The following is a 12,670-nucleotide window of genomic DNA, read 5'->3' as shown; positions in this document are numbered from 1 at the left end:
AATTGTTTTATATTTATTTTAATTAACTATTGTGCGTAATAAAAATTAAATAAATAAAATTTATGTTGTTTGTGTTTGTGTTTGTGTTTGTGTTTGTGTTTGTGTTTGTGTTTGTGTTTGTGTTTGATGTGATTATCGTGTGGCGTTGATTTTATAAATTAATTTAAATCGATTATTGAATTAAAATTTGTTTTTATAAATTATTTTTAATTGTAATTTGTTGAATTATATTTAAAATTGATATTTATTTTAATTTTATATTGTGTGTAATAAAAACTAAATAAATAAAGTTTATATTTTTTGTGTCTGGTGTGATTATTTTGTTGTGTTTATTTTATGTAATTCATGTCAGGATTAAAATATTTTTTGAATTTGAATAATAAGGAGAAAAAAATGGTTATTAGAGGTAATGTTAATTTGTCGCGTGAGATGTTTAATAAAAATACTCATTATATTCCTGATGGTGTTAGCTCACCAATGAGAGCGTTTAGACAGGTTGGTGGTGATCCAATTTGTCTTGCTAATGGGCATGCTGCAACAGTAACTGATGTGGATGGTAATACTTACATCGATTTTTTAAGTGCATTTGGTGCAAATCTGCTGGGACATGCACACCCAAAAGTGGTACAAGCCATTACTTATCAGGCTCAACAGGGGACAGTATTAGGATTAACCTCTCCGCTTGAATACCGTTTGGCTCAAAAAATTCTTAAAAGTACGCCTGTATTGGATCAAATCAGATTTGTATGTAGTGGTACAGAGGCTGTAATGACGACGGTTCGTATTGCCAAGGCACATACAGGTCGTGACAAAATTGTTAAATTTGTGGGTTCTTACCACGGTCATGCTGATGCATTGTTGGCATCGCCTGCAGATAGATTATTCAATACAAAAGGTGTGACCAAAGGCATTTCTGATTATTTAAGCAAAGATGTTTTGTTGTGTGAATATAACGATAACGAGTCGCTTAAAAGTTTATTTCAAATGCATGGTAAACACATTGCGGCAGTCATTGTAGAGCCGTATGCCACCAACATGGGCTTTGTCATTGCAAAGAATGGCTTTTTTCAACAAATCAGAAGCTTGTGTGACCAATACCAATCCATTTTTATTTTTGATGAAGTGGTGACAGGGTTTAGGTTTGGTTTTGGCGGCGTTTGCAACCTCATGAAAATCGAACCCGATTTGGTGACCTTCGGCAAGATTATTGGTGGTGGACTTCCAATTGGTGCCTATGCCGGTAAAGAGAAGTACATGTCTCACGTTAAAATCGGTGGTGACGTATTTCAATCCGGCACATTTGCAGCCAACCCGTTGACAATGGCTGCCGGACTGGCGGCATTAGAGGTGATGGAAGAAGAGGGCTTTTATGAGAATTTAAAGAATAAGGGAGAAGCTCTTTATAACTATATTACTGAAGCTTTTGAACAAAAGAATATTCCGTTTCTGTTTACTCACTATAAAGGCTTGGGCGGTATCGCCTTCCGTAACAGCAATGAGCCAATGTCGTGCTATGCCGATGTCAAAACACAACGATATGACATCTACACCAAAACTCATAAAAAACTATTAGATAAAGGCTTTTTGTTAGCGCCTTCCTTAGAAGAGCCTATTTTTATCACTGCTGCTCATACAACCAAGCATTTAAAAGACTTGGCTGATGCCTTGGCTGATGCCATTGGCGAGGTGCTGAGCGAGGAAGAGAAAGCCATTGATTGCATGCCGGCCATGTAAGCCTTTTTCATAAACCAATTAACGCGACATTATTGATGAGAGATATTAAAAATGAATGCTTTTATTGAATCATCTTACCAGGATTTTATGACCACTGTTGAAAAGTGGTATGCCGCTGCGACAGTCAAGAACAGCAAGCGCCATTATGTGCCTGATAATGCCAAGAACGAATACGTTTACCCGACTTCCCGTGTGATTATCAGTAGTCACCCATTGGTTCAGGCTCAAGGTGAATCAACAATCAAATATGTGATTGCACAAATGGCTTACCGCTACATGTATGAAATTGGCCTGCTGGAAACCCGCTTTGTCATTGATTGTAGCTTGAATATTGTGAATAACATTATCAAAGGCTTTAGCGAAGTCGACAAGCTGGCAGCATTGCGTATTGTGATTGACGAGGGCTATCACGCCCATGTGGCACTCGACTATATCTTGCAAATGAAAAAAATTACTGGGATTGAGCCATTGGAGGTGCCTAACAGCAATGGAAATCTTGATGCAGTAAAAGGTGCCTTTGAATTGTTGCCACAAGAGGTTCATTACGATTTCCAGCTTATTTCTGTGACGCTGGCAGAGCATACTTTAACCAAGGACATGATCATCATTGGTCGGGATAAGGAAATGTCCCAGTCATTTACCAACGTACTGACAGACCATGTCTCAGATGAAGGCAATCATGCCAGCTACTTTGCCCGCTTAATGAAAGAACACTGGGCACGATTGAGTGATAGTACCAAAGATGTAATTGGTGCCATGTTACCGGCGTATCTGGATGATTATCTTGCTTATGATGCAGATCGCGAGTTTGAAAAGCGCGTGCTGGCGAGTTGTGGACTAACCCCTAAGGAAGTAGAGCGGGTGATTGTCGATACTAATGAAGCATATCTACAGAATTCTAAAAGTTATGTCGAAACCACAATACATAATCTCACCAGTTTACTCAAACGGTCTGGCTTTATGAATCATGAAAAAACCAAACAGGCTTTTGATTCTGCCCATTCATAAATAGTAGGGGCAGTGGCTGCACTCCCTCGTTCTGTAGCATGATTTATAGCCCTCCATGAAAACAGGCAAGGACGTTATTTATCCGCGTTTTGTTTGAGCAGGGCTGGATACATGGAGATATCATTGTGATTGTTGAACAGCTTCTTGAAAATGCAAGGCGCTTTCCCCACCATACGGCGGTTATGGCTCAAGGTGAAAGCATCAGTTATGAAGAACTTGAGCATTTGTCATCGCGCATTGCTTCCAATTTATTAGGCCATTTATTGGCACATTCACAGGTTGTGTCACCAAAAAAACGTAGCTTGCTGGTGGGTATTTATACCACGCGTGATATTCACGCCATTAGCCTGATGCTGGGGGTTTTGAAGGCGAACCATGCTTATACCTTTGTTGAAGAAGAAGGTTTACTGCATGAAAATTATACAAAAATAAAGTCTTTAGATGCAGATATTATTATCTGTCAGACCCAGCATGCTGAAGCATTTAAAGCACTGGGTATCAAGACCATCACCTATAAAACACTGCTGTTAAATGATACGCCATATACCGCATTTACTGCGCCATCGGCAGATGATGTGGCTTATGTATTGTTTACTTCAGGTTCTACGGGTAAGCCTAAAGGGGTGATGGTCACCTATGGCAATTTGTCGCACTATTGCCAAGCCGTGAATGAAAAGCTTGCCGTTAGTGAAGCATTAAATTTTGCGCATGTCAGTACCTTAGCGGCGGACTTGGGTAACACCTCGCTGTTTTTATCTTTAATAACTGGTGGATGTCTGCACTTACTGAACGAGAGTACACGCAAAGACCCGATTGCTTTTCGTGACTATTGTGACCGATTCAGCATCGACTTTATTAAAATTACACCTTCACATTGGCGCGCTATTTTTCCAAAGCGTACACCACCTCTAGAGTATTTGGTCTTTGGTGGAGAAACTTTGCCCAAAGAACTGGCAGAAGAGATTTTAGACTCTGGCAATGTTGGCAAGCTGTTTAACCATTATGGCCCGACTGAAACGACCATTGGCATTACGGTATATCATGTCCAGAACCAACAGCAACTGAATAATATTGACAGTGATACTTTACCAATCGGCTATCCATTTGGCAGCAATCAACTGTATATCTGTACGGAAGATGGCGAGTTGCACCAGCGCAATGCGACAGGCGAGCTGTATGTCAGTGGTCCTTCGGTTACTTTGGGTTATCGCCATGATGATCGTAATACACAAGACAAATTTATTTATCTGAGTGCCTCTCAGCTGCAACAAACCTTACGTTTTTATAAAACGGGTGACTTGGTCAGGGTGAATGATGAAGGCTGCATCCACTTTCTAGGCAGGTTAGATCGTCAGGTAAAAATTAATGGTTACCGCGTTGAGCTAGAGCAGATAGAAACAGTCATGCGTAGTCTGGATCAAGTAGACGATGCCGCTGTTTTCTATCTCGAGCGCAGCCCGAAAAACTGTCTGGTTGCAGCAGTGCAGGCGAATCAAGCTGATTTCTCGGTAGAGGAAATCAAGCAGCAAATGAAACAGTTACTGCCAGATTATATGATTCCCAGAGTGATGCTGGCGTTTGAACGCTTTGAAGTCACACCAAATGGCAAAAAGAACTTAAAGCATCTTAAGGATGCAATGATTGAGCATTTGGATCACTGCAAACGGGAAAAACAAGTAAACGACAATGATCAGTTGGAAGGGATCATTCGCCAGCTGTTTGAAAAAGCCCTTGATATTCCTGTTGAAGCGGTTGGTGGTGATAGTAATTTTTATGATCTTGGCGGTGACTCGCTGGGTGCTATTCAGCTGATTTCAGAATTGCAAGATATGGGACATCGCGTGACCGCCTTGTCTTTCTTTAAAGAGCCAACGATCAATGGTTTGATCAAACTGGTGCAATCCAGTGAGCTACACAAGCAAACCACTGCTCCTCAAAGTAATCAAAAAAGACAGTATGAAACGTCACTGTTCTCATCCGCACAGCATGAGTTCTTTGCCCAGAATTTGCGCTATCCCGACCATTATAACCAGTCAGTACTATTGCAGTGTGGCGAGAAGGATGTCGATATCCATGTGTTACATGAGTCGATTGATCAGCTGATAAAAGATAATCCTATTTTGTCGACGGCATTTTTCTACGATGAAGAAAAAAAGCTGACAGGCAAGGTGAAGCACCGCGGTTGTGATGAAAACCTGAGCGTGACTTTTATTTCAACCACCCACGAACAGAATGTGCAGTACCACATTGAAACCGTGGCGGAAGAAATGAATAAATCATTGTCTTTAAAGGATGGCAGGTTGTTCAGGGCGCATCTGTTTAAGTCCGAAAAATCACAAGATATGGTACTAATCGTCTGCCATCATTTAGCGGTAGATTTAATCTCCTGGCATATCATTGGTTCCCAAATCAATCGTAATTACACCAATATCCTGCAAGGCAATAGTGACAAAGTTGTGCCTGCAACTACAACATTCTGGGACTGGTTGCATCATCTACAAAGTTTTAAAGAAAGCTTTCAGGATGAGTGGCTTGCCTCAACAGCCAGTCGTACTAATGACTTTGCACCTGCATTTAATGCCGGTAATACAGAAGGCGCAGCGTCAACACTATGGCTAGGTTTCCCCAAAAGTGAAACCAGACAATTACAGGACAATGCATCACAGGTACTAAAGGAACCCCTGCAAGTGGTGTTGTTGTCTGCATTTCTGGATGCGTTGCGATCCCATAGTTATCAACAAAAGCAGGTTGCCGTAGAAATAGAAAGTCATGGACGTGTGACTTTTGATGAGAGTATCGACATTAGCAGGGTGGTGGGATGGCATACTTCGACTTATCCCCTGTTTGTTAATCTTGACCAGCCAAGTATTACATCTATTTCACAAGACATTAACCATCAGCTCAATCAGGTCACGCATTTAGGTGTTGGCTTTGGTTTGCAGCGTGCAGAAGCCTCAAGCTCATATCAATCGTCGGGTGCGATCTGTTTCAACTATCTGGGTGATACAGATTTTGAAACGCGCGGTGAGTTGAGCTTAAAGCCAAGCCTTTACTCATTTGGTAATAGCAGACATGCTGATAATCATCGTGGACACGAGATTAAGCTGACAGGAAAAATCACGCACGATTGTTTATGCCTTGATGTGTCTTTCTCCACAGAAACCGACAAACAGGTCATGCAACAGGTGATGCAGCAGGTCAAAGACAGTGTCGCCACTTTGGTTGGGATTGAACAATCACAAGCCATATTAATGTCCGAAAGCGGTACGCGGACAGGCATGATTAACTATGCGCCACGCAAGTTGATCCAGAAACTGCTTTCTTATGAAAGACGTGTCTATAGCAATATCTTGATGACAGGTGTCACTGGTTATATTGGCGCTTATGCCCTGAAGGAACTGTTGGAGTCGACGCAGACCATATTGCATTGCCTGGTCAGAAGCAAGGATGCCATGACAGCCATGAGCAGGCTGTCGAGCAGCTTTAATTACTACTTCCCCAATATATCGCTGTCTCAGTTTGAGCATCGTATCAAGGTCTATGCAGGTGATATTGCTGAACTATTATTTGGTCTCAATAGTACGGTGTATGAGGTGTTATCACAGCAGATTGATGCCATTTATCATTTTGCGGCAGACACTCGTTTGCTGGGGGATGAGGCTGACTTTGCCAAAACCAACCTGAATTCAGTACAGAACTGTATCGATCTTGCTTTGTTAAATCGTCGTAAAGATGTGCACTACATGTCTACCTTGGCGGTCAGTGGTGTCAACAAAAAAACCATGATGCAAGATTTTTCTGAGAATGATTTGGATATTGGTCAGGAATTTCAGAACCATTACGAGCTGACCAAGTACAACGCCGAAACATTATTAAGCAGTTTTGGCAGAAGGATAAATTGCTTTATCTACCGAACAGGTAATGTTTCTGCTGCCTCGGTTTCTGCTCGCTTTCAGAAAAATGCCACCGATAATCGTTTGGTTCAGTTTTTGATTGCCTGCGCCAAGATCGGCAAGCTGCCAGTGGAGTGTGGTGAAGATATCATCCTTTCACCTGTCGATATTGTCGCTAAGGGCGTGGTACATATTTCTCTCAATCAAGCCTGTGCACCGGCTGTTTATCACGTCGACAGCGCGTATCAAATCAATATGAAGCGGGTATTTCAGTCCATGCAGCGTAACGGACTGGCGTTTTCAGCATCTGATTTCCAGAACTTTGACCAGCTATTCAAATCCTTTAGTCACAGTAAGGACAGGGATATTGCGGTTGGTCATTTTTGGGTGAAACGTGGCGGTAGAAACGTACGCTATCGCAATGAAAGAACACTGGCACTACTCAAGGAATTAGACATCAGCTTCTCGCCTCTCAGTGATGAATGGCTGGATCGCTTTATTGGCAATCTGGTGGATTGTATAAACGAACAGCAGCCACCCAAACAACATAAACCTTTATTCAATTAAATCATGACTCAACAAAGGAGATTTTGACATGCAACTGATTAACCCTGATTTTAAACTGACACAACAAGATATTGATAACTATGGATTAACTGGCTTTTTGCTCATGAAGCAATTGTTTTCGCTGGAACTGATCGACTACCTCAAAGGTAAAGTCATAGAAGAGTTGGAAACCCCAACCGATAACTATCAAAAAGGCTTTGATAAATTGCGCTATGACCTTTGCAATGATGACAACGTTATTCTTGACCTGATTGGGATGGAACATTTTAAAAACTTGATGAGTCAGTTGCACGACTGTTCATTATTTTTTACTCAAGGCGTTGGATTTGGCCTGAAAAAGAAAGTCAGCAAAGGCTTTACGTGGCATATCGAATCACAAAGCTTTGGTTTTAACCGTTCAGAAGATTTCAGTACCACCTTGTGGATTCCGTTGCATCGTATTGATACCAAAGGCCAGCGTGGTGGTATGTGCTATGTGCCGCGTGACGTGATTTCTGGCGAATTTATGTATGACTTCATTGACCCTGCAGTATTCCGTTGCATGGCAGAAAAAATTGAAGCTGGCGGTATTGATTTTGATGATTACGTGAAACTACGCGATGAGCCATTAAACTCATCTGGTATCGGTCGTTTGCTGGAGCACTATGCGGTTGAGGATGATTTTGAACTGGGCGATGCGTTGATATTTGACAAATATGTGATTCATCGTAGTTCACCACTAGAAGAAGGTGAGCTGGAGAGCCGTGATGCGTTCTCTTTACGCTTTATTGATGTCGAGTCTCGCTATGACTTGGAGCGCGCGCATAGTATTGAAATTCCAAGAAATTACTATGGCTATGAAGGTCCAACCAAGTTTCATCTCGAAATTTGTAAAGAAGATAACAGCCGTATTGTAGACAGCAAATATTTTGATGTCGATCGTGAAAAACGTTTCATGAGTCTGGTGTAACAGACTTCTTTATAGCAGTTAATTCTGGAGAAAAATAATGCAACAGCAACAAGAAAGTTTTTATGAATCCAAACTTCGGTTTGAAATGGATTCATGGGATTTACACGCCGCTCAGAAAAAAGGCGAAGACATCGTGGTATTGGATGTTCGCTCACTTGATGCCTATAACGCCGAACATATCGACGGTGCGATTAGTTTCCCGCATGGACAAATGCTTGAGGAAACCACTCAAGGTTTGCCAAAAGACAAGAGCTATGTGGTGTATTGCGATGGCATTGGCTGTAATGCGTCTACATCGGGTGCATTAAAGATGACTCGACTTGGTTTTCAAGTCAAAGAGTTGATCGGTGGTTTAAAGTGGTGGCGTGAGCATGGTTATCCAACAGTTCAAAAAGCCAATTCATCTTTACATGCTGAGCAGGCGCAAGAAGCAACTGCTATCAATTGTGCTTGTGATTAATTTGGAGAAAACCCGATATGCCATATGTCAATATTAAAGTCACTGATACTGGAGTGACATCAGAGCAGAAAAAAGCGCTGATCAAGGGAGTGACTGATTTACTGCAAACAGTGTTGGATAAAGATCCTGCCAAGACTTTTGTGGTGATTGATGAAGTCAATCTAGATAACTGGGGCGTTGCTGGAGAACAAACCAGCCAACGTCTAACGCGAGAAAAAAGCAGTTTGGCTCAATAAAGAAGACAATGGACTTTATACAGAGTTACATGACGAGCCAGTTTGCACTGCTATCAATTGGCTACTGGTGAATATTTGGACTATTTGTGGCAGCATTCATTGCTGGTTATGTTGACTCTGTAGCAGGTGGGGGTGGGACGATTCAAGTTCCACTCCTCTTGTTGACAGGCATTCCACCAGTCAGTGTACTGGCAACAAATAAAATGATTGCAATTATTGGAACAATCAGTGCGACGATTAATTATAGCGCCAGAAAAAAAGTGATTTGGCAGGCACTGGCAGCATTAGCCTTGCCTTGTTTAGTGGCTTCTATTCTGGGCAGTGCTTTGGCACTGACCTTACCAAGCTGGTTACTTGAAGTCATGATTCTTATTTTTTTATTGACGATTATTGTATTGTCATTATTGTCTTATGCAATGAATCACAATAAAGCCTCATCTCAAATCATTGTTAACCAGATGAGCACTACACCTGCTAAGGTTGATCCATTCATGCGATCGGTAGGAGCCTATGGACTCATCGGCTTTTATGACGGTATTTCAGGTCCGGGAACGGGTTTGCTCTTGGCCAAGGCAAATAAATCCTATTTGAGTTTGGGATTATTAAACTCTGTTGCCACTGCCAAACCATTAAACCTAATGACCAATACAGGTGCCTTGGTGGTTTTCTTTTTTGCAGGAAAAATCATCTGGATTATGGCTATCCCAATGATTGTGGGTAATGTGATTGGCAACTGGTTTGGTAGCCATATGGCGATTAAAAATGGTGATCTTTTTGTAAAGTATATGATGTTTGTGTCATTGCTTTTACTGGTTGTGAGTGTTGCTTACAAGGTTTCCGGTTATCTATAACAAATACCATTTATAAATTGTTATTCATCATAATATTTAGGAAAGCATATGTTAAAAGGCGATTCCCTTATTTCTACAATGAATGCCGGTTTTGTCACTGTACTGGTTGGTTTTACGAGCTCGGTTGTGTTGGTATTTCAGGCTGCGCATAGTTTATCGGCGAATTCAGAACAAATTGGTTCATGGATAATTGCGCTATGTCTAGGGATGGGGATTCTGGGTATTGTATTATCCCTGAAGTATAAAGAGCCGATTGTTCTAGCATGGTCGACGTCCGGAGCTGCCATTATCATTGGTACTACAGGTATCAACTTGGCAGAAGGGGTCGGTGCATTCATTGTCTGTGGTGTATTGATCGCCTTGAGTGGTTTTAGTGGCTGGTTTGAAAAAATAAACAACTATATTCCCCCTGCAATTTCTTCAAGTATGTTGGCTGCCATATTGTTTAAATTCTGTGCAGATGCATTTATTGCCGTGAAGTTAAATGCGCTATTAATTGCGCTGATGCTTGTTTCCTATCTGTTGGGTAGGCGTTTTTTTCCACGCTATTCAATTTCTGTGATGTTGCTATTGGGCATAGTGATAGTTTCTTTTCAGGGTTTGTTTGATTTTCAAAAAGTATCCTTGTCTTTTGCAACGCCTATATTTGTACAACCTGAGTTTTCGCTGCATGCTATTTTGACCTTGGCGATCCCTTTATTTATTGTGACCATCGTCTCGCAGAATATTCCCGGTTTGGCGGTGTTGCGAAGCGAAGGCTATAAGGCTTCCAGTCATATGCTGGTTGGCTGGACTGGTGCAGTCACCACATTGCTTGCCCCTTTAGGTTGTTATGCTTTAAATCTGGCGACGATTACTGCGGCAATTTGCTCAGGGAAAGAGGCACATCCTGATCGAAGTCAACGCTATATTGCAGCAGTATTTGCGGGAGTTTTTTATATCGTGGTTGGTCTATTTGGCGTGACCGTCGGATATTTATTATTGGCTTTTCCAAAAGAGCTGGTCATGGCCTTGGCAGGGTTTGCCTTGTTGGGTGCGTTTGGTAATGCTTTGACGGCAGCCCTTAAATTTACTGATTACCGTGAAGCAGCGATTCTTACTTTTTGTATCACCATTTCTAATATTAATTTGTTTGGTATCAGTTCGGTGTTGTGGGGCTTGTTTATTGGTTTGGTCGCCAGTCATATTTTTAAAAAATGAAACTACATGCTTAGGCATCCTGTTCAGACAATTGTATGTGTTGCGCTTTTTCAATGGCAAGACAGCGATTTAAAAAGCAAATTTCCATCATTCATTTCAATGTTATAACTTACTTTAGTGGAGATTTTACAATGGAAACTCATATGCTTAAATGCAAAATTCATCGGATTATCGTCACGCATGCCGAGCTACAATTATGAGGGTTCTTGTGCCATTGATGGTTACCTTTTGGATTTGGAAGGTATTTTGGAATATGAACAAATTCAAATATGGAATGTAACAAATGGCAAGCGGTTTTCAACCTAGGGGATATTAATATATAGTGCCTTAGCTTACTTATTTTTCTAAGAAATTTTTTCACTCGCAACATGAACAGTAGATAACCAATCAGCCCATTGGTCTTCATATAATCGTGCAGTATGGTTACTTGGTTGCTTTCTCCAAATTTCCTCCCACCAATAAGATGGTTGGGTATGGCGTAAGAGAGCTAAAGGGTGTGTGTATAGTTTACGAAGCTCATTAAATTTTTCTTCCTTGTCTGTCTAATTGGATTTTCTTACTTATCATTTAAGTATTGGTACATTCCTTTATGGAATTTACCAGAGCATCGTGTCTAAGGCACCTATGACTTTTATTTCACTTAATTAAGATCATGCTGATATTGAGATGTATCGTGATAGAGAGCGAAATCAACTAACACGTGTAACTAGGTTTAGAGGGATTTGTCCGATTTGTTCAGCAGAAGTTGTACTTAGATCAGGTCAACCTGATAATAATTTGCTGTTGGTTGGACGTTGTGTAGAAAGCCCTTTTGCGCATGTGTATAACTTTGATCGAGTATTAATGATCGGGAAGTTGTTAAGTCGGTAATCATATTGAAATTAATGGTGATCATTAAAGTTAATGAACTATTCTTCTATTCTAACAATAAATGCAAATCAAACTGATCATATATATGTGGTTGGTGATTTGCATGGCTGTTATAGCCTATTGATGCAAGAACTCAAGAAAATCAATTTTGACTTTCACAATGATTTACTCATTTGTACTGGTGATCTTGTAGATCGGGGTACAGAGAATATTGAGTGTATTTCTTTGCTAGAAGAATCATGGTTTCTCAGTGTACGAGGAAATCATGAAGAAATGTGCATGATGTCGGCACATGATCCTAAAATAAAAGATATACATACATGTCATGGCGGGGAGTGGTTTTATCAACTCAGCTTGGAAAAGTAATCTGAAATTAGAGCTCATTTCCAACAATTGCCTTTAGTCATAGAGGTTCAAATGGCACATAAAATCATTGGGGTAGTGCATGCAGATGTCGATATTCATGATTGGAATGCTTTTAAGCACGATATTATACAAGGTGACTACAAAATTTCAGGTGTAACCTCTGCTTATAGCAATGCAATATGGGGGAGAGGGCGTATTCGCCAGCAATCAGCTCATTACGATATTGTTGATGGTATTGATGAAATTTATCTAGGACACACCATTGTAAAAGAACATACTAAAATTGATAATTGCCATTATATTAGACCTCTTGCGAAAGTCGTTATTGCAAGTTTATCCGGTTTACCAGTGCAGCGATTAAGCTAATGCGTAAACCGAATCGCTTGCGTCTATTTCGGTAGCGTTCACTCAATATTCTAAATGTTTTTAATTGACGATTGATGTGTTCAATCACAATTCGTATTTCTCCAATGATTTTATTGTACTTTTTCTCAATATCAGATAAGGCAGAATTCTTCTTTTTCTTAATAGGAGTC

At 40.7% G+C, this 12,670-nt stretch carries 10 protein-coding genes and 2 pseudogenes; 11 read left to right on the top strand and 1 reads right to left on the bottom strand.

What is annotated here, in order from left to right:
• The first annotated feature begins 345 nt into the window (after positions 1–345).
• The 11 genes and pseudogenes from AC5YCE_RS14965 to AC5YCE_RS14915 all read left to right on the top strand — a co-directional run bounded on the left by AC5YCE_RS14965 (position 346) and on the right by AC5YCE_RS14915 (position 12,500).
• A complete protein-coding gene (locus AC5YCE_RS14965) occupies positions 346–1,734 on the top strand; it encodes an aspartate aminotransferase family protein (protein ID WP_496126087.1) in 1,389 nt (462 codons plus the stop codon).
• Between the two features lie 51 nt (positions 1,735–1,785).
• Positions 1,786–2,742 (top strand): diiron oxygenase, encoded by a 957-nt coding sequence (locus tag AC5YCE_RS14960; protein WP_496172565.1) that lies wholly within the window; start codon positions 1,786–1,788, stop codon positions 2,740–2,742.
• A 125-nt stretch (positions 2,743–2,867) separates the two neighbouring features.
• Complete coding sequence (locus tag AC5YCE_RS14955; RefSeq protein ID WP_496172564.1) at positions 2,868–7,202, top strand: AMP-binding protein; 4,335 nt, start codon at positions 2,868–2,870, stop codon at positions 7,200–7,202.
• Positions 7,203–7,230: 28 nt separating this feature from the next.
• Positions 7,231–8,151 carry a hypothetical protein gene (locus tag AC5YCE_RS14950; RefSeq protein WP_496172563.1) on the top strand — a complete coding sequence of 307 codons (921 nt, stop codon included), beginning with the start codon at positions 7,231–7,233 and terminating at the stop codon, positions 8,149–8,151.
• Positions 8,152–8,188: 37 nt separating this feature from the next.
• Positions 8,189–8,611, top strand: a complete 423-nt coding sequence (locus AC5YCE_RS14945) for a rhodanese-like domain-containing protein (protein ID WP_496126083.1) — start codon at positions 8,189–8,191, stop codon at positions 8,609–8,611.
• A gap of 17 nt (positions 8,612–8,628) precedes the next feature.
• A complete protein-coding gene (locus AC5YCE_RS14940; RefSeq protein ID WP_496126082.1) occupies positions 8,629–8,847 on the top strand; it encodes a tautomerase family protein in 219 nt (72 codons plus the stop codon).
• 86 nt (positions 8,848–8,933) lie between these two features.
• Complete coding sequence (locus tag AC5YCE_RS14935) at positions 8,934–9,698, top strand: sulfite exporter TauE/SafE family protein (RefSeq protein ID WP_496172562.1); 765 nt, start codon at positions 8,934–8,936, stop codon at positions 9,696–9,698.
• Between the two features lie 48 nt (positions 9,699–9,746).
• The gene (locus tag AC5YCE_RS14930; RefSeq protein WP_496172561.1) at positions 9,747–10,898 is read left to right on the top strand and encodes a benzoate/H(+) symporter BenE family transporter; all 1,152 of its coding nucleotides are present in this window, start codon (positions 9,747–9,749) and stop codon (positions 10,896–10,898) included.
• Between the two features lie 131 nt (positions 10,899–11,029).
• Positions 11,030–11,201 (top strand): annotated as a pseudogene (locus AC5YCE_RS14925) (aspartate 1-decarboxylase); the annotation flags it as partial.
• 363 nt (positions 11,202–11,564) lie between these two features.
• Positions 11,565–11,768, top strand: coding sequence for a hypothetical protein (locus AC5YCE_RS14920; RefSeq protein WP_496172560.1), 204 nt, complete (start codon positions 11,565–11,567; stop codon positions 11,766–11,768).
• A gap of 33 nt (positions 11,769–11,801) precedes the next feature.
• Positions 11,802–12,500: pseudogene (locus tag AC5YCE_RS14915) on the top strand (metallophosphoesterase).
• On the opposite strand, the gene AC5YCE_RS14910 reads toward AC5YCE_RS14915, so the two are convergent.
• Positions 12,457–12,670, bottom strand: a 214-nt coding sequence (locus AC5YCE_RS14910) for a transposase family protein (RefSeq protein WP_496172559.1), incomplete at its 5' end; no start/stop codon positions are given. The pseudogene AC5YCE_RS14915 and the gene AC5YCE_RS14910 overlap by 44 nt on opposite strands.

The sequence above is a fragment of the Acinetobacter sp. CY79 genome (genome assembly GCF_059515845.1).
This window is presented reverse-complemented; position numbering and strand designations above follow the sequence as displayed.